A 24,149-nucleotide genomic window follows, 5' to 3' on the forward strand; every position below is an offset into this window, starting at 1 on the left:
GGTTCAGCTCCGCACGTAGAATCGGTTGGCGCGCTTCTCCATCAGGTGCAGAACTTGCCCCGAAATGATGGAGAACAACAGGTAGATGCTGCAGGCCACGGCATAGAAGAAGAACGGTTCTTTAGTGTTGCTCACTGCCAGGTAGGTCTGGCGCATCAGGTCAGTCAGCGCGATCACCGAGAGCAGCGATGTTTCCTTGAGCAGCACCAGCCAGAGATTGCCCAAACCGGGTAACGCAATGCGCCAGAGTTGCGGAGCGGTGACGAAGCGGAACATATCGACCCGTGACAGACCCAGGGCGAAAGCCGCCTCACGCTGCCCCTTGGCGATGGCGCGAATCGCAGTGAGAAAAACCTCGCTGGAAAAGGCACCAAACACCAGCCCCAGCGCCAGCATGCCGGCGAAGAATCCGTTGACCTGAAAAGTCCTGTACCCCATGGCTTCGGAGGCTTCCTTGACCAACAGTTGTACGCCGTAGTAGATGATGAAAATGGTCAACAGCTCCGGCAGTCCGCGGAACACGGTGACGAACACGGTGGCCGAGCGACTCAACAGCGGACGCTTGCTGTCCATGCACAGTGCCAGGGTCAACCCTAGTACCACGCCAAAGGGCAAAGTCGACAGTGCCAGTTGCAAGGTCAACAAGGCGCCGGAAAGCAGCGCGGCGCCCCAGCCCTCGGGCGAGAAAGAAAGCAGTTGCAGGTATTCGCTCATGATCAGGCCCATCCCCATACGTGCCGCATGGGGCTATCGGTAGGTTGAGAGGCGCGGCTCGGCCGCGTTCTTAATAGATAGCGAAGGGGAAATACTTCTGATTGATCCGCTGGTAGGTGCCGTCGGCCACTAGGGCGCTCACTGCCGTATTCAGCTGATCGCGCAGGGCCTGATCTTCCTTGCGCACACCGATGCCCTTGCCGACACCGAAGTACTTTTCGTCACGTACTTCCTGACCGATGAAGTCGCAGCAAGAGCCGATGCGGGTCTGCAACCATGGATAGAGAATCGCTGAATCGGAGAACACCGCATCGAGACGGCCGTTGGCCAGATCCATTGCCGCGTCGTCGACGGTCTTATAGATCTTAACCTCGGAGTTTTTGTAGAAGTCCTCCAAGTAGCTGCCCTGGGTGGTGGAACCCTGTACACCGATGACCTTGCCAGACATGCCTTCGACCGAAGTATCGGTAATGCCGCTGTTTTTCTCGGCGATGAAACGTGCCGGGGTGGCGTAGTACTTGTTAGTGAAGTCGATCTTCTGTTTACGTTCTTCGGTGATTGCCATCGACGCCACGATGGCATCGTACTTGCCTGATATCAGCCCGGGGATCATGCCGTCCCAGCCTTGCGAGACAATCTCGCATTTGGCCTGAATCCGCTCGCAGAGAGCATTGGCGATATCGACGTCGAAGCCGGCCAACTGACCGTTTTCTAAGTAACTGAAGGGGGGATAAGTGCCTTCGGTAGCGATACGGATGTTTTTCTGATCCGCCTGTACACCCGAACCGAAAAGAACGGTCAGGGCGACAGTCGCACAGGCAAGGTATTTCGAGCTATTCATTGTTGGTTTCCTCGAATTCCGGTGTTCCTGAATACCAGTATATTGGTATGCAAACGACAATAACAGGATTTGGCAGCTTATCAAGGGTGAATCAGGTTTCTTTTTGGAATGAAAAACGCTCTTTTATTTCCCGGCAGCGTCGATATCGGATAACAGCCATGCTTCGATCGTCTGCGTCAGGGCCCGGGGCGATTCCTGCATTGGATAGTGACCGACACCCGGCAGTATCTGTAGGTGAGCATCTGCAAGCCAGCGCATCACCGTCTCCTCCATAAACCCGGCAGTGCAGCCTGGATCCAGCTCCCCTACCAGTACCAGCGCTGGTACCCTGACCCCATGCAAGGTGCTGGCAAAGTTGTCGTCAATCCACGAGGTCATGTAAGCATTCATAGCTTCCGGCCAGGTCGTATGCAGGCTCAGGGCGAGGATTCTGCGCAACCACTCCTCAGGACGACTATGGCCGACATTTGTCGAGATCAGCGATAGACGCACCTCTGGATCGCGTAACGCATTGTTCAACAATGTTCTACGCTCGCTGGACACCCCTGCCCCGCTAGCCGGTACTGCGGCCAGCAACACTACGGAGTCCAGCCGTCGCGCGGCGTTGGCCAGCAACCACTGCGCGGACATGCCGGCCATTGAGTGCCCGACTACGCTAAAACGCTCCCATCGCATTTCATCAGCCAGCGTCAGGATGTCCAGGGCAATTTGCACCACGGTAAATGGCCCGGGCTCTTCCAGCCGCGCGCCATAACCTCGGCAATCCATGAACGCATAGGTGAAGCGCTCCCCATCGAGCCAGCCGTGCATCGGATCGAACAAGGCGGCTGCAGCCATCCATCCATGCACCACGACTACCCTGCGCGGACCGCTCCCCACGAGCCGCACCCCACCCATGACGCTCATCAGTACTGGCATCCAGCGCGGTCGGTTGCATGTTCAACCTCGGTGATACTGCTACGGACCTCCTTAAGTGCCGCACTGGTGGCATTGGTGAGCATGCGCACGTCATTAGCCAGGGTGACCATGTCGAAACCCCACTGTATCGCTCGTAGCGCATAAGCTGGCGAACCGCAATGCAGTGCTGCCTTGATTCCATGGGCATGAGCAGTCGCGAGGATGTGCTGAATGGCCTCGAGCATTTCGGGCTCCTCCCGGTCGAAACCGGTGGGATAACGCATACCCGTCAAGCCGATGGTCAAGTCCGCTGGGCCGATGTAAAGACCGTCCAGTCCAGGGGTAGCGGCTATTTCAGCAAGATTGTCCATGGCTTCGCGGGTCTCGATCATGGCGAAGCAGAGCATATTTTCATTGGCCTGCCGGCCATAGTCGGCACCCGCGGAAATACTCGCACGGGTCGGGCCAAAACTGCGCACGCCCACAGGGGGATAACGCATATAGGATACCAATCGTGCCGCCTGCTCGGCGGTGTTGATCATCGGGCAGACCACCCCGTAGGCTCCGGCATCCAGTGCCTTCATGATGCTGCCTGCCTCCAGCCAGGGCACTCGCACCATCGGCGCCACGCCGCTGGCACGCATGGACTGAAGCATGCTCACCGCGGTCTGATAGTCCACGATGCCGTGCTGCAGGTCGATGGTTAGAGCGTCATAGCCTTGTTCGGCCATCAGCTCGCTGACGAACGCACAGGGGATCGACAGGAAACCGTTGACCACGGCTTTGCCTTCGTTCCACAGCGCTTTGATTTTGTTGGGTTGCATAGCCGCACCTCGACCAAGGTCGTTCAGGTTGTGCCGCGTATTCACGCGCGACGGTATTTGCTCATTACTTCGTAATCCGGTTGAAAGCCCAAACCAGCTACCTGTGGCACCTTGATCAGGTCACCTTGGCGAAGCCCCTCGACGTCCGCCAGCCAGGCGTCCGGCTGCACAAAGTTGTATTCCAGTGCCTGAACTGAAGGGTTCGCCGCCGCCAGATGAAGACTGGCAAAGAAGCCCGGACCAAAATACGGCGAATGCGGCATCAATGCGCTGCCGGACTTGCCTGCCAGTTCGATGATGGCCAAAAACTCCGAAATGCCGCCGACCTTGGTCACACTGGGCTGAACGATGTCGACCGCACCGGCCTGGAACGCATTGGCGAATTGAAACGCAGTGGTCCAGTTTTCGCCGGCGGCAATAGGCAACGAACCTCGCAAGCTGGACAGGGTCTTGAAGTCTTCCGGCGGATACACCGGTTCTTCCAGCCAGGTGAGGTTGAGTGCCTCAAGACGCTCGCGATTGCGTTCGACGAACTCCACCGACCAGGCGCAGTTCACATCGACGCAGATGTTCTTGTCGGGCCCGGCGACCTGCCGGCAGGCCTCGATGATGTCGAGATCGATCTCATGCAGTTTGATGCTATTAAATCCGGCGTCGATCACCTCACGACACGTCATGGTGGCCAACTCTTTAGTGCCGTAGCGGACCATGCTGGCATAGAACGGGATCTGCTCGCGGCGGCCCTCGCCGAGCAACTGATAGAGCGGTTTGCCAGCGCGCTTGGCGGCGAGGTCCCAGAGGGCGATATCAACTCCGCCAATGGCGAAGATGGTGATGCCGTAGCGGCCGAACATATGAATCGAACGTTGAATCTGCCGATTCCAGGCTGGGATGTCCTCGATGGTTGCGCCAACCAGACTCGGGAGTATCAACCTGTCGATGATTGCTTTAGTGGCGTCCACAGTGAAATAGCCGAATCCCTCACCCCAGCCGACATTACCCAGCTCGTCTTCAAGACGGATCAGAGCGAACTCCAGGCTTTTCCAGGCAGTGGGCATGATGCCGACACCGGTGCCGCGCAGGTGAAAGGGAATCTCAACAATGGAGACTTCTGCCTTGACGATCTTCATCAGTGTTTCCTCGGATCAGGAAGCAAACTCTTGGCGAAGAAGCCGCCGACGAAACCGGCACCCTCCTCATCAGTCAGTTGTATGAATGGACGATAGGTTTCGCTGTGATTACGGGAGGAGCTATCAATCGGCCGATAGCGCCGCTCGAAAGCCTCGTCATTTTTCAGCAACGGCTGCGGGCAGTTGGAAATCCCGTAAACCACCTTGAACGGTTCGCCCTGTTCCTCCAGACCGAGCCGTATCATCTGCACCAGATCGGATGCGCTGATCCACAACCGCTCCCGACGGCCATCTACTACCTGCGGGTCAGCGTTACCGATGCGTATCACCAGACAATCGATGCCAAACCGGTGGGCATAGAGTGAACAGGCCGCCTCGCCGAAGGCCTTGCTCAGACCGTAGAAGCCATCCGGCGCGATATCGGCGTTGGCGGTGTAAGGCTCTTCACTGATCGGATGCAAGCCCACAGCATGGTGGCTGCTGGCGAAGATAAAGCGCCGCACACCAAATTCGCGACAGGCTTCCAACAGATTCAGCACAGCAAAATAGTTGGGATTGATAGTGGCCGCGAAGGCAATATCCGCTGCTACGGCGGCAGCCAGATGCACCACGCCTACCGTGCCTTGAATCGCGGCATTGGCGATGGCAGGGTCAGCCAGGTCGCCGATCAGGGCTTCCTCGCCTTCACGCAGGTTGTCGATGGGAGCCAGATCACACAGACGCAACTCGTAATCGTCGAGCAGGATCGGACGCAACAATGTCCCGACCCGGCCCGCGGCGCCGGTAATCAGCAGCTTGGGTTTGCTCATGTGAATTCTCGCAGACTCGTGGGCTGTCTTGTTGTTGGTAGACGCGCACCGACCATGAGCCGGTACGCGCAGCGCTCAATTGGCAGTTGGCATGCTGAACTCGGGGCCCTTGGCAATGCTGTCTGGCCAGCGCTGCATGACACTCTTGTAACGTGTGTAAAAACGCAGCGCTTCTTCGCCGTACGCATGGTGCTCGCCGAACAGCGAGCGCTTCCAACCGCCGAAGGAATGCCAGGCCATGGGCACCGGAATCGGCACGTTGATGCCGACCATGCCTACTTGAATGCTGCGGGCGAAAGCCCGCGCCACGCCACCATCACGAGTGAAACAGGACACACCGTTACCGAACTCGTGAGCATTGATCAGCTTCACTGCGGTGGCGAAGTCCGGCACTCGAAGGATTCCCAAAACTGGCCCAAAGATTTCTTCTTTGTAGATGGTCATTTCCGGGGTGATTTCATCGAACAACGTCGCCCCCACGAAAAAGCCCTCTTCAGCGCCCGGCACCGTCAGACCACGACCGTCCACGATCAGCTTCGCGCCCTCGTTCACTCCACTGTCGATATAGCCTTCGACCTTGGCCTTGTGCACCGCCGTGACCAGCGGGCCCATGTCAGCTTGCGGATCAGCACCGTTGCGCACCCGAAGCGCATCGATACGCGGCAGCAGTTTCTCAATCAGTTCATCGGCCACATCACCCACCGCTACGGCAATGGAAATGGCCATGCAGCGTTCGCCTGCGGAGCCGTAGGCAGCGCCAATCAGTGCATCGGCGGCTTGGTCGAGATCGGCATCGGGCATCACGATCATGTGATTTTTTGCGCCACCCAGGGCCTGGACACGCTTGCCTCGGGAGGTCGCCTCGCGGTGGATGTACTCGGCGATTGGGGTCGAACCGACAAAGGAAATTGCCTCTACATCGTCGTGCTGAAGCAGCGTGTCTACAGCTTCCTTGTCGCCCTGGACCACGTTGAACACACCATCCGGCAGCCCGGCTTCCTTGAGCAAACGGGCCATGAGCAAACTGGCCGATGGGTCGCGCTCGGAAGGTTTGAGGATAAAAGTATTACCGGCCGCCAGCGCCATCGGGATCATCCACAACGGCACCATCACCGGAAAGTTGAACGGCGTAATCCCCGCGCAGACGCCCAGAGCCTGGCGTAGATTCCAGTTGTCGATGCCACCACCGATGTTATCGCTGAATGCAGTTTTCAGCAGATGCGGTGCGCCACAGGCGAACTCGACGATCTCGATGCCACGAGTCACCTCGCCCTTCGCATCGGACAGTACCTTACCGTGTTCAACGGTGATAAGACTCGCGAGCTCCTCATGGTGCCGGTCCAGCAGTTCCTTGAAGCGGAACAGAATGCGCGAGCGTCGTAACGGTGACTGCTCCGACCAGGCCGGGAAGGCCTTTTTAGCCGCGGCGACCGCCTCGTTTACGGTCACTGCCGAAGCCAGAGCTACCTGGGAGTGCACCTTACCCAGAGCAGGGTTGAATACATCAGCCGTACGCTCTGCTGGGAACGAAACAACCTTGCCATCGATGAAATGCCCAATAAGGGCAGACTGGGCATCGTACTGGGAAGAACTGCTGCTCATGCAATCACCTGTTCATTGTTGGAATAGCCAAGGGTCAAGGCCGGTTCGATCTGAACCCGCTGAATAAAGCGAACGCTCATCGACCGATCATCTCAATACACTAATATATCAGTATATTTATGGCAAGCAGAGAATTGGAGTGGTCCGAAATGTCAGCCCATAGCGAGACACCGGAATAGAACAGTCATACTCGCCTCAGTGAATGCGATTAAATAAAAAAGATTGATGAATACCCTGCACCTCAACGCACCCCCTCCGGCTTACGCGAAGGGAGCGCGTACTCATGCGTAATTGATTCAGACGTCGACATCACACTGAACCGCATGTTGCTGCCAGCCGTCGATACCGGTAGTGACCCCTACACCCATCTCCCGATCGGCATCTCCTTCCAGACCGGTTCAGGTCTAATGCCGTTCGCAGCTGCCACCGGCGTCATTTTACTGGACATGCCTGAATCGCTCCTGGTTAGCTTCAAGGCGAACTGCAGCCAAGCATCACCCTGCGTGACCTGGTTCACGCCATTCCTCAGACAGGATGAACTGCATTTTAGAAGCTCGGTGTTCGTAACCGAAAACCTGGCGAGGTTACTCGGTTTCCCCGAAACCCGATGACAGTTTTGCACCTGACCTATTTCAGCGAACATTGGCTTCCGGCAGAAACAGCCCTTTGTATAACGTCCGTTATTGGCCGACTCTGTTGAAAAACTCGGCTCCCATCTCTATGGCAGAGACGCACCTGTCTCAGATTGAAATCTGTACTTTGCGCAGAGGGTTTCCTGCAGCCTCGGATTTTACGTAGCGGCATGTGAAAATTGCCCTTTCACGACTCAATGGGTGGACGCCTGAGTCGAAGCGGCTTGTTCAACAGCATCGGCCAAAAGCAGTCACCGGATACCCAATTTTCGAGTTCGTAATCAGACTCCCAATCCCGTCCCTTGTCTCTGCGCGAGCAGGCTGGACTGGGAGGTGTAACTGCTAAATCCTACTCTCCGACTGCAATAGTAACCGGCTTCGGCGGGACAAACCTGCTTGCAAGGCAAACGCAAATATCACAGTCGATGGTGCAGAAAAGCTGCTCAAGCCTCCGGCGGAAAACATCAACGCCAACCCCAGCGCCGTCGCACCAAACCACGCACTCAGCCCTACCGGATTGAACGCCGACACCCGCTCCAGCGCCCCGACCTCATACCGTCCATAGACGATCTGCGCCAACGCCACCCCAACCCAGGCCACCACAAAGATGCCCTGGTAAGCCAACGCCTTGAGCAAGTAAGCGAATACATCGGCGAGCATCAAACCATATACGATCAGGCCAACCACCAGCGCCCACATCAGGTACGAGCCACGCAGTCCAAAACGGGCAAAGAACGCCTGCATGTTCAGGGTCGCCAGGTAATAGTTGGCGGTGTTGATCCGGGTTTGCGTGGCCCAGACAAACAACATGCCCCATAGGCCCATCAACTGCAGGATCGCCATCACCACCGACACTTCGTTCAGCGCACCTTCGTGGGGAATGCTGCTGACCAGGTAGATGCCCGCCGCGCCATTGAGCAGGAAGGTCACCATGTAAAACGGCATGCCGAAGTTCCAGCGGCCGTGGTATTCGGCGTCTTCGGGTTTGCCGAAGCGGGCGTAGTCAAAGGTGAACAGCATCAATATCCAGACGCCCATGTAGGCGACGAAGCAGTCCCACCAGCCGAATGCACTGGGAGTCGCCGGACCGAAATCCAGCCACTGCGGCTGGTAGCCATAACGGCTGATCGACAACCCCACCGCCACCAGCAAACCACCGAGGTACACCGGCAGCAGCACGCCGTTGAGCTTGTCCAGCCAGTGCTGCACGCTGCCCAGGATCAGCGGCACGCTGTACAGCACCACCAGCAACGCGGCCAGCGGATACGCCAGTTCCGGATAGAGGTGATTGAGCGCCACGGCGATCACCGAGCCCTCGAACACCGCGTAGTAGATCGCCGTGGAAAAGAAGATCAGCGTCGCCAGGCAGGCACCGGTGCTACCAAACAACAGTCGGGAGAACAGCGCCACCGACAAGCCGCTGCGCACCGCGAAGCGGCTGAGCACACCGTTGACCAGCCCGTAGCTGATCACCGACAGGACCATGCCGATCAGCGCGTTGCGCGCGCCGTAGGACAGCGCCAGGGAGGCGCCAACGACGATGTAGAACATCGCGCTGCACACCGCCCACCAGGCCATGGTCAGCGACAGTCGACCCATGCGTGCTTCGCTTGGAACAGGGTGATTGGCCGGGTCCTGCCCGGTTTGACACGATTGCGATAAAGCAGCCATATGCGTGAACTCCAAAGCCATCAAAGGTTGAAGCGCGGGCAGCCGCCACCGCACCGAAGCGCGGCGTTGGCTTGCCTTTTGGCTTTACCCGCGCAGTGCGGCGGGCAGCATCAGGAAGGGAACAGCTTGCTCAGGCAACTGAGTTTTTTCTTGTAGGAGCGTCGTGCTTCCAGTGCTTCTTCCAGCGACACCGAAACGAAACGGGCCTTCTGGTTGGGTTGCATCTGGCCGATCAGGTCGAGGTCAGCGCTGATCACGGTGCCGATCATTGCGTAGCCGCCACCGGACACCGCATCGCGGTGCAGCACGATGGGCTCGAGCCCCGCTGGCACCTGGATCGAGCCGATCGGGTAGCAGCTGTCGACGATGTTCGACGGGTCGGAACCGGCACCGAACGGTTGTTCCCGTGGCTGAAAGCTCAGTGGACTGCCGCCCTTGAAGCGATAGCCGATGCGATCCGCTTCCGAGCCCACCGTCCAGGCTTCGGCGAAAAAGCTGTCCGCTGCCGCTGGGGTCAGGCGGTCGTAGTACAGTCCCGGCATCACCCGCAGGCTGATCTCCCCGCCCAGCGACTGACGCAGCGCCATGGGCAGACTGGCCCCGACGCGGCCCTTGCCGCTGGCAATGCCCACCGGCAGTTCATCACCAACCGCCAGCCTGCGCCCGTTGAAACCACCCAGCGCCCCCAGCGCATAGGTGGAGCGACTGCCGAGCACCAGCGGCACATCGATGCCGCCGGCCACCGCCAGATAGGCCCGCGCGCCGGCCTTGGGGAAATCAAAACGCAGCACCTGTCCGGCCTTCACTTCGAAGGCCGTGTCGAGATGCATGTCCACGCCATCGACCTTCGGCGTCATGTGCGCACCGCACACCGCCACCAGCGCGTCCTGCTGAAATTCCAGCTCCGGCCCCAGCAGCGTGCATTCCAGCGCCGCCGAATTGGCCGGGTTGCCCACCAACTGGTTGGCCGCGCTCAGGGCGTATTGATCCAGCGCTCCGGACGGCGGGATGCCCAAGTGGTAGTAGCCTTCGCGGCCAAGGTCCTGCACCGAGGTGGCCAGACCGGCTTTGAGTACCTTGATCATGCCAGCACCTCCTGCAGCGACTTGGGATAGCCGATTGGGTCGGCGAGGAACGCATCCAGCGAAAACTCCACGGGGCGGATGCGCAGATCGAAACACCCGGCTTCGACCTCGGCAACGGCCTGGTCATAAGCCTCGCGGTCCATCGGCTGGAACTGCACGATGTCGCCGGGACGGAAGAACACCATGTGTTCCTTGAGGTACGCCAGGTTCTGCTGCGGATCGTAGATCGGTGCCGGGGTGACGCCGAACATCTGGTAGCCACCGGCGCCACGCACCGAGTAGATGCAACCGAAGCAACCGCCATGGCCGAGGGTCAGTTTTGGCGTGTCCGTGCGCGGTCGCAGGTATTTGGGCACCTGCAACTGGCGCTCGCGCTCGACCATCTGGAACATGAACGGAAGGCCGGCGACGAAGCCCACCATCGAGACGAACCACGGCGCACCACTGTGGGCGGCGATAAACGCTTCGACGTCGGCCAGGCCGTTGATTCGCGCGGCGTATTCCAGGTCCGTGGCGCTCGGGTCCTGATGGCGATCGCGAAAGCGCATCAGGGTTTCGTGGGTCCAGGGATCGTTGTAGAGCACCGGGATCTCGATGATCCGCGTGTGCAAGGTGCGCTCGGCCACGGCCTCGGCCTCGGCGCCTTTCACCGCCTCGAGCAAGTCGGCCGGAGCGATTCGGTCGGGGTCGAAGCGGATCTGGAACGACGCATTGGCCAGGCACACATCGAGCACGCCATCGAGGGCCAATCGCTCCACCGCACGGGTGACCGCCATGCCCTTGAAGAAGGCTTCGAGTGACATGCTGTCGCTGACTTCGGCGAACAGATGCTCGTCGGCGCCAAAGCTGTAGCGAATCGGACTGCTCATGCTTCACCTCCGCTGCGGCGCGCGGCCAGCCAGGTTTCCAAAGTACCGGTGTGGAAGTCGGCGGTGTGCAACCAGGGTTGCTCCAGCAGCTCGCCGTGCAGCGACAGGGTACTGGCCATGCCGGTCAGCGTGGTCTGCTCCACGGCCAGGCGCGCGCGAGCCAGGGCTTCGGCGCGATCACTGCCGTGGACAATCAGCTTGGCCAGCAGCGAGTCATAGTATGGCGGCACTCGGTAGCCTTCATACAGGTGCGTGTCGACACGAATACCCTCCCCCTGCGGCCAATTCAGCGCTTGCACCAGCCCCGGGCTGGGGAAGAAATCCCGCGCCGGGTCTTCGGCGTTCAAGCGCATTTGCAGGGCTGCGCCGTTGAGCCGGATGTCGCTTTGCTGCAATCCCAGCGGCTCGCCACCGGCGATGCACAGCATGGCCTGGACCAGATCGATGCCGGTGATCAGCTCGCTGACCGGATGCTCCACCTGGATCCGCGTGTTCATCTCGATGAAGAAAAACTCGCCGGTGGCATCGTCGTACAGATACTCAAGGGTGCCGGCCCCCTGATAACCCAGTGCTTCGGTGAGGCGTACGGCACTTGTGCAAAGGGTCTCGCGCTGTTGCGCATTGAGCACGGGCGATGGCGCTTCTTCGAAAATTTTCTGCCGGCGGCGCTGCAGCGAACACTCGCGCTCGAACAGATGCACCGCATGCTTGCCATCCCCCAGCACCTGCACTTCGATGTGCCGAGCCTTGCCGATGAAGCGCTCCAGATACACCGCGCCATTGCCGAAGGCAGCCTGGGCTTCGCGCTGGGAGCGAGGAAACTCTTCGCTCAGCTGTTGCGGGTTTTCCGCCAGGCGAATGCCGCGTCCGCCACCGCCGGCCGAGGCCTTGATCAGCAGCGGGAAACCGACGGATTCGGCGGCCTTGAGTGCCGACTCGAGGTCAAACAACTCACCGGGGGAACCGGGCACTACCGGCACGCCGGCCGCTTGCGCGGTACGCCGGGCTTCGGCCTTGTCGCCCATGCGCCGGATGGTTTCCGGGCTTGGCCCGACAAAAATCGCCCCGGCGGCGAGTACCGCTTCAGCGAAGTCGGCGTTCTCCGAAAGAAACCCATACCCAGGGTGAACCGCGTTGGCGCCGGTGGCTTTCAGGGCACCGAGCAAGGCTTCGACATTGAGGTAACTCTTGTCGGCGCGGGCCGGGCCGAGGATGTGCACCTCGTCGGCCATGCGCGCGGCCTGGGAATCGACGTCTGCCTCACTGCAGGCCGCCACGGTGGGAATCCCCAGCGCCTTGGCGGCACGAATGATCCGTACGGCAATTTCGCCGCGGTTGGCGATCAGCAGTTTACGAATGTTTTGCGTCATGATCGCGCCCTCACGCTTCGTCGAGTGTGGCGATGATCTGACCTGGCTCCACCGGGTCACCGTCTTCGACCAGAAACGCGTCGAGGCGCCCGGCCGTGCCGGCGGTCAGTTCGGAAAACTGCTTCATGACTTCGATCAGGCCGATGACGGTGTCGGCGCTGACCTCGGCGCCCGCCTCGACGTAGTTTGGCGAATCCGGGGTGGCTTTGCGGTAGAAGGTCCCTGGCAACGGGGTGATGACTGTGTGCTGCGCCATGTCTGTTCCTCTTGGAATAGTTGTAGAAAGGCAGGCAAAAAAAATCTGTGTGTTAAGCAAACCCTGGCGTCTGCGTGTCGGGTCTCTGCGGCTGATTTATCTCGGCGAACGAACCTTGATCCCCGCGCCATCCAGCGCGCTGCGAGTGGCTTCGACCAGCGCCAGGGCGCCGGGTGTGTCGCTGTGCAAACAGATGGAATCGAATTCGATCGCCAGGTCTTCGCCCTCGACGGTGCGCACCACGCCTTCCTGACAGGCACGCAGGACCCGCGCCGCGACTTGCGCTGGATCGTAGGCACGCACATTGCGGGTAAAGACGATGGAGCCGCTGAGGTCGTATTCGCGGTCGGCGTAGAACTCGCGGATCACCGGTTGGCCGAGTTCCGTGGCGATCCGCCAAATGACCGAATCAGGCATGCAATACAGCAGCAGCTCAGGCTCCAGGCGCTGCAGGTTTTCCACCAGCAAGCGCGCCGCTTCTTCGTCCCGGGCCAGGTGCATGTAGAGCGCACCGTGGGGTTTGATGTGTTGCAGGGCCACGCCCTGGACCTTGGCGAGTTCGCGCAGGGCGCCCAGTTGATAAAGCATGTCGTCCACCAGCTCCTGGGCCGGTGCATTGATGTGCCGGCGGCCGAAACCGACCAGGTCGCGGAAGCCCGGATGTGCGCCGATGGCGACGCCCAGGCGCTTGGCCTGCTCGACCGTGCGACGCATGGTGCCGGGATCGCCCGCGTGGAAACCGGTGGCTATGTTGGCGGAGCTGATGAAGCCCATCAGTTCGGGGTCGACGCCGTCACCGATGGTCCATGGGCCGAAGCCTTCGCCCATGTCCGAATTAAAATCTACTGCTTGCATGACACTTGCTCCTGACGCTTGTGACTTCATGCAGGCCACGTTAGATTCCCCCTAACCCCTTGGGAAGATCTATTATCAGATGGGATATCTTCTGAAAAACAGATACCCAGTCGACCGGAGTTTTCATGTCACTGACGCTGCGCCAGGTTCGCTATTTCGTCGCCACCGCAGAGATCGGGCAGATCTCCCAGGCGGCGATTCATTTGAATATTTCCCAGTCGGCGGTGACCACTGCGATCAAGGAAGTGGAAGGCATGCTCGGCACCCTGCTGTTCCAGCGTTCGGCCCAGGGCATGAGCCTGACCGACGCCGGGCGGCACTTTTTGAATCGGGCCTACGTGATTTTGCGCAGCGTCGACGACGCCCTGAACAGCCCGTTGCCGGACGTGCGCGCCAGCGGCATGTTGCGCGTGGCGGCCAGCTACACGGTGATCGGCTACTTCCTGCCGCACCATCTGCAGCGCCTGGAACACTGGCATCCAGACGTGGCCATTGAAGTGCACGAGCGCGAACGCCAGGCCATCGAGCAAGGCCTGCTGGAAGGCGAATTCGACATGGCGGTGGTGCTCACCTCGAACCTCACGCACCCGGACATCGTCTCCGAAACCCTGTTCAACTCCGAACGCCGCCTGTGGCTGCCCAGCCACCACCCGCTGTGCGAGCGTTCGGCCGTGAGCCTTGCCGATGTGGCCCGGGAACCCTTCATTCTGCTGACCGTCGACGAAGCCGAGCAAAGCGCCATGCGCTACTGGGAACACGCCCACCAGCAACCCAACGTGCGGGTCCGCACCAGCTCGGTGGAGGCGGTGCGCAGCATGGTGGCCAACGGCAGCGGTGTGGCAATCCTCTCCGACCTGGTGCACCGCCCCTGGTCGCTAGAAGGCAAACGCATCGAAACCGTGACCATCACCGACAAGGTCACCCCCATGAGCGTCGGCCTGGCCTGGCACCGCGAGCGGGAATTCAGCCCGGCGATGCACGCGTTCCGAAATTACTTCCACGATGCTTTTTTGGCGCCGCAACAACTTTCCGCACGCCGCTGAAAGCAACGAAAGCATATCCGAGTGATGCGCCGGAGTGACGTCGCAAACGACCACTTTTGGTGGTTGTGAAGCAATTAACCAATCTATTTGGGGAGCGGATTCAACCGATAGATCGCAACCCTCCGTGACAGGCAGAAATCGGCCGATTCTGTTGAAAAAATAGCTCCCCTGTCTGACCTGCGGCAAAATCCCTGCATTGGCCGGTGGGGGATCACACAGCATGATGAGACACTGCTGCGGAGCAGGCTTCATCGAGGTCACTTTCGTTGGCCATGACAAATTGGGCAAGGGCAGCACCATCGAATGGGTCAGTTATATTTAGCACACCACTGTCGTTATCATCGCGCCAGACTCCTGCAATGAACTGCTTATTGAATGGGGTATAGCGTTTTTCGGCAAGTTGAGGCATTGGACACTTTTTTTGGATTTGTAAGGGCGTTGGGCAGCACAAGCTATCGCGCTGCATCAAGCTCTACTTGCCGCTTACAATTCACATGCCAAAATTAGTGAATCTACCTGCAGCCCGCATTTCTAGGGATGGCGCCGTGACTGGACTCCTATCACATTGCCCCTACCACGCCTCGAAGCTTTCTCAGATCTTTTTCCAGTTGAATTCGCATCGTCTTTAACATTAGCTGAGCGTTTCGACCTAGAGGATTTCCTGGACGAAAAACGAGCAAGCTCTTGAAATTAACATCCAACGAAAACGGTCGTATTACTAGCCCTCTATCAATGAAATCATACGCAGCCACAGGCTGCACAAATGCGACACCGAGCCCTTGCAAAGCCATCTCACATAAACTATGTGCATATGGAGTTTCGATACGAGTAGTCACCTGAACACCGTGAGCTTGTAATGCGGCTTCAAGTCGTCGCCTTGCGCTATCCTCAGGATTCAACGACAGGAAGTCTATATTCTCAATGTCCTTCGGCTCGATGATAGATTTCACGGCTAACGGGTGATTAGGGGACATGACTATCAAGCCCGGAGTGTATAAAAACTCGGAATGTTCCAAACCATATACGGGCATTTCATCTGCCATTAGGCCAAAGTCGCATTCTCCTGAAGACACTTGCTGATATACCTCCTTAGAACTCAGAACCCTGAGAGATATAAACATGCCATGACGGTCTGGCTGATAGGCTGCGATTGCTCTAGGGAGGAATGAGATGCCCATAGCAGGGTGGGCCGCCACCCGTAATCGATCTGTCCCACGTTGTCTTAAGCTCTTCAAGCGGTGCTCGATGAATTCGAAGCCAATAAAGAGTTGATCGACATCCTGTATCAATGCTTGTGCTTCTTGAGTGGGAACCAGACGGCCGCGAAGTCTCAAAAAGAGTTGGATTCCGGCACCTTCCTCTAGCTTCCGAATTGACTGACTAACAGCTGGTTGCGAAATGCCCAACATGGTGGCAGCTTTGCTGGTTCCCCCAGCTCTCATCACGACACGAAAAATTTCGATCTCGCGCACGCCAATTTTCATGTTGGTAAACTCTACTAACCGGATCAGCACACGGTAACATGATTCCAACTCAAGCCAATAGACTTCGACAGTCTACGGCCCGAGGAACGGCGAGCAGACTGTCTAATCCAGGCAGCTTTGGTTAGCAATATTATTTTAAACCGACTGAGCTAAGCTTCTACTGTCGGAGCCTAGGTCGCTACCGCTCGGGTGTAGTACTCGGCGCAAGAAGTCGCGCGTTCTTTGATTTTGAGGATTACCCAATACTTCGCTCGACGACCCGCTCTCAACGATTTTACCTCCATGAAGAAAGCATACCCGATCAGCGACTTCACGAGCGAATCCCATTTCGTGGGTCACTACAATCATGGTCATTCCTTCGACCGCGAGGTTACGCATAACATCCAACACATCCCCGACCAACTCAGGATCAAGAGCGGAGGTAGGCTCATCAAACAGCATCGCCTCTGGCTTCATGGCCAGGGCGCGCGCGATAGCTACACGTTGCTGTTGACCACCTGAAAGAGAATCAGGATAAGAATCTGCTTTAGCCAAGAGTCCGACCTTATCCAGCAGCGCAAGAGCCTCCGGACGCACTCTATCAACAGGCTCGCCTTTGACGTAAACAGGGCCTTCCATGATATTCTGAAGTACAGTTCGATGCGGAAAAAGATTAAATCGTTGGAAAACCATACCCATACGACTACGAAGTGCGTGCACGGTATTACTGTCTCTTTTTACGATCTCACCGAATGCTCTAATCTCACCACCATCGTAAGTTTCCAGTGCGTTAATGCACCGCAGAAGAGTTGATTTCCCGGAACCAGATGGCCCGATAAGGCAAACGACCTCACCCTTCTCCACATCCAGATCTACACCATGAAGAACACGATGTTCACCGAAGCTTTTCTCAAGTCTGCGAATACCAATCATATCTTTTTACCTAAAGCCATTTTTTGTTCGATATGCCGCAAGCCATATACCAAAGGTAAACTCATCATCAAGTACAGCAATGCTACCAGGGTGTATACCGTCATATTTTCGTAGGTAGAGGATGCTATTAATTGTCCTTGTCTGGTTATCTCAGCAACCGTGATGGTTGAAACTAGCGAGGAATCTTTGAGCATCATCACCAGTGTATTACCATACGGCGGTAAAGAAATCCGGAACGCTTGAGGCAGAATGACCCTACGCATCATCATGCCCGACCTCATTCCTAAAGCTTCAGACGCTTCTCGCTGCCCTTTCTCAACCGCCAAAATGCCGCTGCGGAAATTTTCAGCTTGATATGCCGAGTATGCTATTCCCATCCCAATCACGCCAGCTTGGAATGCACTGAGGTGAATCCCCAACTCAGGCAAGACGAAATAGATATAGAAAAGCTGAACGATAATTGGAATACCGCGAATCACATTAATCAATGTGCTCGCTGGGACAGATAAGATCCGCAGTGGGGACAGCTTCAAGAGAGCAAGTACGAGCCCAAGAGCACTGCTCAATAGAAAAGACACCACAGTAATCTGAATTGTCATCCAGACACCTTGTGCCAAAATCGGCAGAAAATCCAGCGCATTTTGGAGGAAACTACCGAAATTCATGGTGTCACCTGAGAGTCGAGGCCCCATTTCTTCAGAATCGCCTCTAGTGTGCCATCGGCCTTGATAGAAGCGATTGCCTTGTTCAGACTTTTTACAGTTTCAGCATCCCCTTTACGCACGACCAGGCTTAGATCAAAAATCTTTGCAGGCCTATAATCTTTTGCGAGCTTTACGTCACGAACTAGCCCTTTGCGAATCTGATATGCCAGCTCCGGTTCATCCACAACACCTGCTTTGATACGACCAAGCGACAAATCCAAAATCATTTCGCCGACTGAATCATATATACGGACTTCCTTGAATTCCCCTGCGCCCTTTACAATATCATAAAATGTTGTGCCAGCCTGAACACCAACAACTTCGCCTTTAAGAGACGCCAAATCTGGATAGGCAGAGCTATCATCATTACGGACAATTAATCCTTCGCCAAACGCATAAACAGGATCAGTAAAATCCACTATTTTTGAGCGCTCCTCGGTTTTAAGCATTGATGCCGATATAAAGTCAATCTTCCGAGAGGTCAAAGAGGGAATCAATGCTGAGAAACCGGTTTGCTCAAATACACAATCAAAGCCCTCAACTTTTCCAAGTGCATTTGCCACATCTACCATCACCCCCTGGATACTATTACTTTTTATATCAAGGAACGTGAAGGGAGCACCTGTGGGCGTCGCGCCTACTCTATAAGTAATCTCAGACGCGTGCGCCGCAGAAAAGCACAGGGCCGCAATGGCACCAATAAACAATTGGCGAATCGGTGATGATAATTGGTTCATTCATGTACTCCATAAGCGGATTTATTGTAGGGCACCAAAATTATTAAGTGCTTTTGTTATCACTCGGGATCGCTACTAGACAAGAACTTGTAAAAGCTCCCACTCACCTCAAAGGCGAAAAACTAGAGTATTCAGACGCAAACAATGAGTCAATAGGCCAAGGTTATAACACTATAAGCGCAGCTTATTGAGTGCCGATATGGTCGTTACACCCATCACGTTCCTCATTACGTGCCTGGAACTATTACAGTCATCGGCCAGTTGATTACTGGTAAATCTTCAACCTCTCAAATACTTGACTGCATTTGAGCAATGAGATGAGTCATCGAAGAATTTAAGTCATTTATAAGCAGATCTACATCTTCAAGGCCCACCGAGATGCGAACAATTGGATCAGCTGTAACATGCAGACGTGATTTCAAAGTTGATACTGGATAATAAGCAATGAGACTTCGAGTCCCTCCCCAACTAGCACCTATCGTGAAAACACCTAGTGAGTCAAAAAAAGTTTCGACGCCCCGATCACAATGTAGAGAGAACGAAAACATACACCCTGAACCTAAGAAAATTTCTTTGAATAGCGTATAGTCCTCTGAACTCTCCAATGAAGGAAAATAAACTTTTTTAACTGCAGAGTGCTGCTCTAGCCACTTGGCGATTTTAATAGCATTTTGAGATTGCCTTTCAAGTCGAAGCGCGTACGTCTCTAATCCTCGGAGCGCCAAGAAGCAATCATCTGGACTAGCATACATCCCAAGTAGATCCTGATTTCTTCTGAATCGCTTATACATCTCATAATTATTGGTAGTAACGCTACCCATTAGCAGATCTGAATGACCACTCACAACTTTCGACAGTGCTTCTACTACATAATCCACACCATGATGCAGTGGTTTGAAATTTTGAGGACTGGCCCAAGAGTTATCGATCACTGTCGGAATAGAGTATTTCTTGGCAATGGCAACGATTCCTGGAATATCTTGCAACTCCATAGTGATCGAACCGGGGGACTCCAGCAGTATTAGTGCGGTCGTACCACGGATAGCTTGCTGAATATGTTCCGGCGAGCCGCAAGAAATAAAGGTAACCGCGACACCAAATTCACTGAGATTTGAATCGATAAATTCTCGTATGGGGCCGTAGCAATTATCCGGAGCAATCAGATGATCACCTTGTTTTAGACAGCTAATAAGAGTAATTACTAATGCGGCCTGCCCAGACGGTAGGACGACTGTATGCTCCCCTTCATGCAATTTAGATATTTCGTGTTCCAAGGCTCTGTTAGTTGGTGATCCGGTCAGCCCATAACTGTAACCATCTGGCTGGCGATCTCGACGATTTACAAATTCTCCAAAGCTCTCAAAGACTATGGTAGACCCCCTATAAATAGGCGTGGCCAAACTTTTATAACTGTGCCTCTTCTCGTTCATCTTGACGGCTCTCGTGAATTTATTCGAGTCTAATAATGATTAGAATACAAGTCTACAATCTGAACTTATAGGTGTATAAGCAACACTTATATGCATGGCTTTACGGACACCACTAATCGAGTACAGCATCTGCCCAGTCCGAGCCGCCCCCTTCCCCGCCGGAGCTTCGGTACGAGGAGGCTTTCTGCGCAGGTGCATGCGCAAGTTGCGATTGCTCCCTTTATCGCCAAATCTCCCGACCTAGAAAATTACCTGCTGACCGAAGGCGGACAGACGCAGGCCGATGGCACACTGCTCCAATATCCCAAACTTTTAAAAATAAGTGAGACGATCGCGAGCGAAGACGCCAAGACGCCAAGACGCTATACGTGGGCGAAAATGTCGCTGAGATCATGAATAACGTGAATGCTCACACCAACCCGGCGCAATGACACTGGACGACCTAAGCGGCTACGGGGCCAAATCCCTTATTCTCGTATGCGGCGGATATAAGCTTTGGCCATACATGGAAAGCCATCAACCTCATCCTGAGGTGTCGCCGTGGTGCAAACCATGTAAATCCTGAACTTCCTAGGCCGCCGCTCCTTTGACCGAGACCTCAGCGACCGGCCTTCGGTCAAAACTACTACGGGACCTTTTGAATCGCCCCGGGTTTCGTAGACACCTCTTTGCCTTAAACTGAGGCTAATTAGGAGGTGCCATGAGCAACCCGCGTTACCCCGAAGAATTCAAAATCCAAGCGGTCAATCAAGTGACCGAAAAGAAGCTGCCTGTAGCTGATGTAGCGGCTCGTCTCGGCGTGTCGACGCATAGCCTCTATGCCTGGATAAAGCGCTACAGCAAACCTCAAGAAGTACGGCAGCAGGATGATGATCAGCACGCTGAGCTGCGTCGTCTTCGAGCGGAACTCAAGCGGGTGACTGAAGAGCGAGACATATTAAAAAAGGCCGCCGCGTACTTTGCCAAGGAGTGCGGCTGAAGTACGCCTTTATCAAACAGCGCGCGGGCGACTATTCGATTCGACGGCTTTGCCTGACGCTGAAAGTCCATCCCAGCGGTTATTACGCCTGGCTGTCTGAGCCGCAATCTGCACGAGCTAAAGACGATCAGCGACTGCTGGGTTTGATCAAGCACTCATGGCTGGAGAGCGGCGGCGTTTATGGGTATCGAAAAATCCATGATGATCTGCGCGAGGTCGGAGAAGACTGTGGTCGCCATCGTGTGGCGAGGCTGATGCGTCTTGAAGGGCTGCGCTCTCAGACAGGGTATCGACGTCGCCCTGGAAAGTACGGCGGTAAGCCAGCGGTAGCCTCACCCAATTTGCTGAAGCGCCAGTTCAATGTCGTAGAGCCCAACAAGGTTTGGGTCACCGACATCACCTACATTCGTACGTATGAAGGCTGGCTGTATTTGGCAGTGGTGCTGGATCTGTTTTCTCGTCAGGTCGTTGGCTGGTCAATGAAGTCGCAGATGACCAGTGATTTGGCAATTGATGCGTTATTGATGGCGGTTTGGAGGCGAAAACCGAAACAGGAAGTGATGGTTCACTCCGACCAGGGCAGCCAATACAGCAGCTCCGATTGGCGCAGCTTTTTGAAGGAGAACAATTTGGTTGCCAGCATGAGTCGTCGAGGCAACTGTCATGACAATGCCGTGGCCAAGAGCTTTTTCCAGCTTCTGAAACGGGAACGAATCAAGCGGAAAATCTACACCTCGCGGCAAGATGCTCGCAGTGATGTGTTCGATTACATCGAGATGTTCTACAACGCAAAACGCCGTCATGGTTTCAACAATCAGCTGTCACCGGTAGAGTTTGAAAAGCGTTACGCAATGAGCTTGCTGGGTGTCTAAAGAATCCGGGGCGATTCAAAATACCGTCCTAGAGCCCAGTCAAAATGTTCTTTGGGGATCCGGATAGTCTCTAGTTTTCGCCGGGCTGGCTGTTCATCTGATCATTTCTGCCTTTCCACAAACCATGGAGCTCCATTCACTTCCAGTGGATTGCTGCTTATGCTTGATAGAAGAACCCAGATTGACCGTGTAAGGATTATTCCTTACCATTCATTCAGCATATCCGGGAGAACACTCATGCCTGCCATCCACGAAATCGCCACGTTGACCTCGAAGGGGCAGGTCACACTGCCCAAATCCGTTCGCCAGCTACTGGGCATTGACACAGGTGGCAAGATTGCATTCGACGTACGCGGCGGTGAAATCGTGGTCAGCCGCGTAGAAACCACCCACGAAGACCCTGCCATCGGTGCGTTCCTGGGTTTGCTGGAGGCTGATATCCGAGGCGGCCGCAACCTCACCACTCTGCCGGTAGACTTGGCGCAAACCATGCTCGCCAACGCAAACCACTGCGTAAACCTGGACGAAGATATCGAAGGTGAGGTCGCAATCTGATGCTGCGACATGGCTGGACACTGTTGTTCCATGAAGGTGTGACTTTACAACTACGCAAATTGCAAGAAGCCGCCGCCCGAGCCGAGCAGAACGATCCGCAAGGTTTTGAGAGCAACGCCAACGTCAAGCTGTTTCGGGCATTGAGCCATCTGATCATGGAGGCTGTGCCTGCCGACCCAGGCCGTGATGAATTCCGCCAAGGCAACACGCTGGGCACCGCTTACAGACATTGGCGCCGCGCAAAAATCGGCAGGCGCTTTCGGCTGTTTTTTCGCTACGACTCAAGATCCAAGGTCATCGTCTATGCATGGGTCAACGACGAAAACACCCTAGGGTCCACAGGCAGCAAATCCGATCCCTACGCCGTATTCGAGAAGATGCTGGGCCGCGGCAACCCTCCTGATGACTGGGATGCGCTGACTGCTGCGACGCGTAGCGACTGGGACGAGCCCAAAGCATGAGTTGCGCAAATGAGCGAGGGTTTGAACGGTCTGCGCCAGCCCCCCCGGTGCGTCCACTGTAATCCACTCGTAGCTGCGGCGACTATCGGAACCGAACGCACCTAGCGCCAGCGCATATCGTGCGCCGCTGGTGCCCAGGTGGGATATTTTCATGACGACCGTGATCTAGCCGGGGAAGTCCATGGACGAAAAGTAGGTGCACACCCGAATTGACAATCAACCCAATCACAGGGCTGTTGGCAATGTCCAGGGTGCCCTGCTCGACCGACAACGCCGAGACCGGCGACTCACAGTACGCGTTGTAGACAACGTTGTTACATGTCCATAGGAGTCATTGTCACCAAAGCGCGCTGGATCGCACGCACATCAACCAGGCAAGACAATGTCAGCCAGTTGCGCATATAGCGGTGCGACCGCCTCGCAGGACCCTACCAGTCATATGGCCACTGCGCGGACGCGACCTTTTCACAGTGCCGCAGCGAGGCGGAAATGAGGAGATAGACTTGTGCTCCATGGCCTGAACCCGCCTTACGCTGCTAGCGCCGCTGGCGATAGCGTTCGGCCAAGGACTGCACGAGGGTGACGTAGGATTGCGTCTCGGCATAAGGCGGTACCCCGTTGTGTTCGACCACGGAGGCCTCGCCTGCGTTGTAACCCGCCAAAGCCAGCATCTGGTTGCCGTTGAAGCGCTTGAGCAACCAGGCCAGGTAGCGCACGCCGCCGTGAATATTCTGTCGTGCATCGAACGGATCATCCACGGCGAAACGCGTAGCGGTGGCGGGCATCAATTGCATCAGTCCCTGAGCGCCAGCGACTGAAATGGCGTTGGGGCGAAACGCTGACTCGGCGTGTATCACGGCGCGGACCAGCGCCCTGTCGACCCCATACTTACCCGCGGCGGCCTCGATTTCTCGCCGATAGGATTGGGTGTCCAGACGCAGTGAAGCCACCTTGAAGTCCTTCGGCGCCATGCACAGATAGCAGTCCTTGATGTAATAAAGCTCAAGAACATCGACCCGTGCGGAGATCCCGACAGGGCGCCGGCTCACATATTGTCGAACGCCCCTGTGGATGAAGGTGAACACCCTGACCCGCACCGCGCCGGTGTCGTCGGCCCGCACCTGGCGTGGCAAGACCGAGACCTTAGCGCTGGCGCCCGCGCCATCATTGACGTGGGTACAGTCAGCGCTGGCAATGGCTTGGCGGGTGTAGTGAATGGCGCCGTCCATGGTTTGGCACTTGAACATGGCGCTGGCGCAGAGTGGAGCAACCAGCAATGTCAGCTGGATGCAGCCCACAACGCTCTTGCGAACCCATCGCCATGCCCTGCAACTCATCACATCGCTCCACGCCGCAGGTGGTGCTCAGCCCTGGGCACCACGCCCGGGGGCTGTCTTGGGATGGCCCATGCCGGCTG

At 56.2% G+C, this 24,149-nt stretch carries 23 protein-coding genes and 2 pseudogenes; 5 read left to right on the top strand and 20 right to left on the bottom strand.

The window, feature by feature from the left end; genetic code table 11:
* Window positions 1–3: 3 nt before the first annotated feature.
* The 7 genes from V0R60_RS05875 to V0R60_RS05905 form a co-directional block, all read right to left on the bottom strand.
* A complete protein-coding gene (locus V0R60_RS05875) occupies window positions 4–714 on the bottom strand; it encodes an ABC transporter permease (protein WP_330079007.1) in 711 nt (236 codons plus the stop codon).
* A gap of 70 nt (window positions 715–784) precedes the next feature.
* Window positions 785–1,555, bottom strand: coding sequence for a lysine/arginine/ornithine ABC transporter substrate-binding protein (locus V0R60_RS05880; RefSeq protein ID WP_330079006.1), 771 nt, complete (start codon window positions 1,553–1,555; stop codon window positions 785–787).
* Between the two features lie 123 nt (window positions 1,556–1,678).
* Complete coding sequence (locus tag V0R60_RS05885; protein ID WP_330143356.1) at window positions 1,679–2,473, bottom strand: alpha/beta fold hydrolase; 795 nt, start codon at window positions 2,471–2,473, stop codon at window positions 1,679–1,681.
* Window positions 2,461–3,276 carry an HpcH/HpaI aldolase family protein gene (locus V0R60_RS05890; protein ID WP_330079005.1) on the bottom strand — a complete coding sequence of 272 codons (816 nt, stop codon included), beginning with the start codon at window positions 3,274–3,276 and terminating at the stop codon, window positions 2,461–2,463. Before V0R60_RS05890 ends, V0R60_RS05885 begins: the two co-directional genes overlap by 13 nt.
* 41 nt (window positions 3,277–3,317) lie before the next feature.
* The gene (locus V0R60_RS05895) at window positions 3,318–4,406 is read right to left on the bottom strand and encodes a mandelate racemase/muconate lactonizing enzyme family protein (RefSeq protein WP_330079004.1); all 1,089 of its coding nucleotides are present in this window, start codon (window positions 4,404–4,406) and stop codon (window positions 3,318–3,320) included.
* On the bottom strand, window positions 4,406–5,215 hold the full coding sequence (locus V0R60_RS05900; protein ID WP_330079003.1) for an NAD-dependent epimerase/dehydratase family protein: 810 nt from the start codon (window positions 5,213–5,215) through the stop codon (window positions 4,406–4,408). The genes V0R60_RS05895 and V0R60_RS05900 overlap by 1 nt, the downstream gene beginning before the upstream one ends.
* A gap of 75 nt (window positions 5,216–5,290) precedes the next feature.
* Window positions 5,291–6,817, bottom strand: a complete 1,527-nt coding sequence (locus V0R60_RS05905) for a CoA-acylating methylmalonate-semialdehyde dehydrogenase (RefSeq protein WP_330079002.1) — start codon at window positions 6,815–6,817, stop codon at window positions 5,291–5,293.
* A 311-nt stretch (window positions 6,818–7,128) separates the two neighbouring features.
* On the opposite strand from V0R60_RS05905, the pseudogene V0R60_RS05910 reads away from it, so the two are divergent.
* Window positions 7,129–7,343 (top strand): annotated as a pseudogene (locus V0R60_RS05910) (hypothetical protein); the annotation flags it as partial.
* A 448-nt stretch (window positions 7,344–7,791) separates the two neighbouring features.
* Here V0R60_RS05910 and V0R60_RS05915 read toward each other — a convergent pair.
* The 6 genes from V0R60_RS05915 to V0R60_RS05940 all read right to left on the bottom strand — a co-directional run bounded on the left by V0R60_RS05915 (window position 7,792) and on the right by V0R60_RS05940 (window position 13,555).
* Window positions 7,792–9,120: a purine-cytosine permease family protein gene (locus V0R60_RS05915; RefSeq protein WP_330079001.1), complete on the bottom strand. Its 1,329-nt coding sequence runs from the start codon at window positions 9,118–9,120 to the stop codon at window positions 7,792–7,794.
* A 110-nt stretch (window positions 9,121–9,230) separates the two neighbouring features.
* A complete protein-coding gene (locus V0R60_RS05920; protein ID WP_330079000.1) occupies window positions 9,231–10,205 on the bottom strand; it encodes a 5-oxoprolinase subunit C family protein in 975 nt (324 codons plus the stop codon).
* Window positions 10,202–11,074 (bottom strand): 5-oxoprolinase subunit B family protein, encoded by an 873-nt coding sequence (locus tag V0R60_RS05925; protein WP_330078999.1) that lies wholly within the window; start codon window positions 11,072–11,074, stop codon window positions 10,202–10,204. The genes V0R60_RS05920 and V0R60_RS05925 overlap by 4 nt, the downstream gene beginning before the upstream one ends.
* Window positions 11,071–12,444, bottom strand: coding sequence for an acetyl-CoA carboxylase biotin carboxylase subunit (locus V0R60_RS05930; protein ID WP_330078998.1), 1,374 nt, complete (start codon window positions 12,442–12,444; stop codon window positions 11,071–11,073). Before V0R60_RS05930 ends, V0R60_RS05925 begins: the two co-directional genes overlap by 4 nt.
* Window positions 12,445–12,454: 10 nt before the next feature.
* A complete protein-coding gene (locus V0R60_RS05935; RefSeq protein ID WP_330078997.1) occupies window positions 12,455–12,700 on the bottom strand; it encodes an acetyl-CoA carboxylase in 246 nt (81 codons plus the stop codon).
* Between the two features lie 96 nt (window positions 12,701–12,796).
* Complete coding sequence (locus V0R60_RS05940) at window positions 12,797–13,555, bottom strand: 5-oxoprolinase subunit PxpA (protein WP_330078996.1); 759 nt, start codon at window positions 13,553–13,555, stop codon at window positions 12,797–12,799.
* A 125-nt stretch (window positions 13,556–13,680) separates the two neighbouring features.
* Here V0R60_RS05940 and V0R60_RS05945 point away from each other — a divergent pair, with 125 nt between their 5' ends.
* Window positions 13,681–14,598: a LysR family transcriptional regulator gene (locus tag V0R60_RS05945; protein ID WP_330078995.1), complete on the top strand. Its 918-nt coding sequence runs from the start codon at window positions 13,681–13,683 to the stop codon at window positions 14,596–14,598.
* A gap of 211 nt (window positions 14,599–14,809) precedes the next feature.
* Here V0R60_RS05945 and V0R60_RS05950 read toward each other — a convergent pair whose 3' ends face one another.
* The 6 genes and pseudogenes from V0R60_RS05950 to V0R60_RS05975 all read right to left on the bottom strand — a co-directional run.
* Window positions 14,810–15,007, bottom strand: a complete 198-nt coding sequence (locus V0R60_RS05950; RefSeq protein WP_330078994.1) for a hypothetical protein — start codon at window positions 15,005–15,007, stop codon at window positions 14,810–14,812.
* A gap of 151 nt (window positions 15,008–15,158) precedes the next feature.
* Window positions 15,159–16,082 (bottom strand): LysR substrate-binding domain-containing protein, encoded by a 924-nt coding sequence (locus V0R60_RS05955; protein ID WP_330078993.1) that lies wholly within the window; start codon window positions 16,080–16,082, stop codon window positions 15,159–15,161.
* A 135-nt stretch (window positions 16,083–16,217) separates the two neighbouring features.
* A complete protein-coding gene (locus V0R60_RS05960) occupies window positions 16,218–16,994 on the bottom strand; it encodes an amino acid ABC transporter ATP-binding protein (protein WP_330078992.1) in 777 nt (258 codons plus the stop codon).
* A complete protein-coding gene (locus V0R60_RS05965; RefSeq protein WP_330078991.1) occupies window positions 16,991–17,659 on the bottom strand; it encodes an amino acid ABC transporter permease in 669 nt (222 codons plus the stop codon). The genes V0R60_RS05960 and V0R60_RS05965 overlap by 4 nt, the downstream gene beginning before the upstream one ends.
* On the bottom strand, window positions 17,656–18,435 hold the full coding sequence (locus V0R60_RS05970; protein ID WP_330078990.1) for an ABC transporter substrate-binding protein: 780 nt from the start codon (window positions 18,433–18,435) through the stop codon (window positions 17,656–17,658). The genes V0R60_RS05965 and V0R60_RS05970 overlap by 4 nt, the downstream gene beginning before the upstream one ends.
* A gap of 287 nt (window positions 18,436–18,722) precedes the next feature.
* A pseudogene (locus tag V0R60_RS05975) lies at window positions 18,723–19,868 on the bottom strand (trans-sulfuration enzyme family protein); the annotation flags it as partial.
* A 697-nt stretch (window positions 19,869–20,565) separates the two neighbouring features.
* Between V0R60_RS05975 and V0R60_RS05980 the strand changes: the two are divergent.
* The 3 genes from V0R60_RS05980 (at window position 20,566) to V0R60_RS05990 (ending at window position 22,732) form a co-directional block, all read left to right on the top strand.
* Window positions 20,566–21,716, top strand: a protein-coding gene (locus V0R60_RS05980) for an IS3 family transposase (protein ID WP_330078989.1) whose coding sequence is annotated in 2 segments (ribosomal slippage) — window positions 20,566–20,803 and window positions 20,803–21,716 — 1,152 coding nt in all. Because the reading frame shifts where the segments join, the coding sequence is not laid out codon by codon here.
* A 237-nt stretch (window positions 21,717–21,953) separates the two neighbouring features.
* On the top strand, window positions 21,954–22,271 hold the full coding sequence (locus V0R60_RS05985) for a type II toxin-antitoxin system PrlF family antitoxin (protein WP_136475791.1): 318 nt from the start codon (window positions 21,954–21,956) through the stop codon (window positions 22,269–22,271).
* On the top strand, window positions 22,271–22,732 hold the full coding sequence (locus V0R60_RS05990; RefSeq protein ID WP_330078988.1) for a type II toxin-antitoxin system YhaV family toxin: 462 nt from the start codon (window positions 22,271–22,273) through the stop codon (window positions 22,730–22,732). The genes V0R60_RS05985 and V0R60_RS05990 overlap by 1 nt, the downstream gene beginning before the upstream one ends.
* Window positions 22,733–23,268: 536 nt before the next feature.
* Here the strand turns inward: V0R60_RS05990 and V0R60_RS05995 are convergent.
* A complete protein-coding gene (locus tag V0R60_RS05995) occupies window positions 23,269–24,069 on the bottom strand; it encodes a lytic transglycosylase domain-containing protein (protein ID WP_330078987.1) in 801 nt (266 codons plus the stop codon).
* Between the last annotated feature and the right edge of the window lie 80 nt (window positions 24,070–24,149).

Origin of the sequence: Pseudomonas auratipiscis, from assembly GCF_036324085.1 — a bacterium.
In the GTDB taxonomy this organism is placed as follows: domain Bacteria; phylum Pseudomonadota; class Gammaproteobacteria; order Pseudomonadales; family Pseudomonadaceae; genus Aquipseudomonas; species Aquipseudomonas auratipiscis.

Bases quoted from the DNA above. Each gene is read 5' to 3' on its own strand.
- V0R60_RS05905 (WP_330079002.1), bottom strand. From the start codon at position 6,817: ATGAGCAGCAGTTCTTCCCAGTACGATGCCCAGTCTGCCCTTATTGGG.
- V0R60_RS05920 (WP_330079000.1), bottom strand. From the start codon at position 10,205: ATGATCAAGGTACTCAAAGCCGGTCTGGCCACCTCGGTGCAGGACCTT.
- V0R60_RS05890 (WP_330079005.1), bottom strand. From the start codon at position 3,276: ATGCAACCCAACAAAATCAAAGCGCTGTGGAACGAAGGCAAAGCCGTG.
- V0R60_RS05940 (WP_330078996.1), bottom strand. From the start codon at position 13,555: ATGCAAGCAGTAGATTTTAATTCGGACATGGGCGAAGGCTTCGGCCCA.
- V0R60_RS05875 (WP_330079007.1), bottom strand. From the start codon at position 714: ATGAGCGAATACCTGCAACTGCTTTCTTTCTCGCCCGAGGGCTGGGGC.
- V0R60_RS05915 (WP_330079001.1), bottom strand. From the start codon at position 9,120: ATGGCTGCTTTATCGCAATCGTGTCAAACCGGGCAGGACCCGGCCAAT.
- V0R60_RS05990 (WP_330078988.1), top strand. From the start codon at position 22,271: ATGCTGCGACATGGCTGGACACTGTTGTTCCATGAAGGTGTGACTTTA.
- V0R60_RS05955 (WP_330078993.1), bottom strand. From the start codon at position 16,082: ATGAAAATTGGCGTGCGCGAGATCGAAATTTTTCGTGTCGTGATGAGA.
- V0R60_RS05945 (WP_330078995.1), top strand. From the start codon at position 13,681: ATGTCACTGACGCTGCGCCAGGTTCGCTATTTCGTCGCCACCGCAGAG.
- V0R60_RS05965 (WP_330078991.1), bottom strand. From the start codon at position 17,659: ATGAATTTCGGTAGTTTCCTCCAAAATGCGCTGGATTTTCTGCCGATT.
- V0R60_RS05930 (WP_330078998.1), bottom strand. From the start codon at position 12,444: ATGACGCAAAACATTCGTAAACTGCTGATCGCCAACCGCGGCGAAATT.
- V0R60_RS05970 (WP_330078990.1), bottom strand. From the start codon at position 18,435: ATGAACCAATTATCATCACCGATTCGCCAATTGTTTATTGGTGCCATT.
- V0R60_RS05985 (WP_136475791.1), top strand. From the start codon at position 21,954: ATGCCTGCCATCCACGAAATCGCCACGTTGACCTCGAAGGGGCAGGTC.
- V0R60_RS05880 (WP_330079006.1), bottom strand. From the start codon at position 1,555: ATGAATAGCTCGAAATACCTTGCCTGTGCGACTGTCGCCCTGACCGTT.
- V0R60_RS05995 (WP_330078987.1), bottom strand. From the start codon at position 24,069: ATGAGTTGCAGGGCATGGCGATGGGTTCGCAAGAGCGTTGTGGGCTGC.
- V0R60_RS05960 (WP_330078992.1), bottom strand. From the start codon at position 16,994: ATGATTGGTATTCGCAGACTTGAGAAAAGCTTCGGTGAACATCGTGTT.
- V0R60_RS05895 (WP_330079004.1), bottom strand. From the start codon at position 4,406: ATGAAGATCGTCAAGGCAGAAGTCTCCATTGTTGAGATTCCCTTTCAC.
- V0R60_RS05950 (WP_330078994.1), bottom strand. From the start codon at position 15,007: ATGCCTCAACTTGCCGAAAAACGCTATACCCCATTCAATAAGCAGTTC.
- V0R60_RS05925 (WP_330078999.1), bottom strand. From the start codon at position 11,074: ATGAGCAGTCCGATTCGCTACAGCTTTGGCGCCGACGAGCATCTGTTC.
- V0R60_RS05900 (WP_330079003.1), bottom strand. From the start codon at position 5,215: ATGAGCAAACCCAAGCTGCTGATTACCGGCGCCGCGGGCCGGGTCGGG.
- V0R60_RS05885 (WP_330143356.1), bottom strand. From the start codon at position 2,473: ATGCCAGTACTGATGAGCGTCATGGGTGGGGTGCGGCTCGTGGGGAGC.
- V0R60_RS05935 (WP_330078997.1), bottom strand. From the start codon at position 12,700: ATGGCGCAGCACACAGTCATCACCCCGTTGCCAGGGACCTTCTACCGC.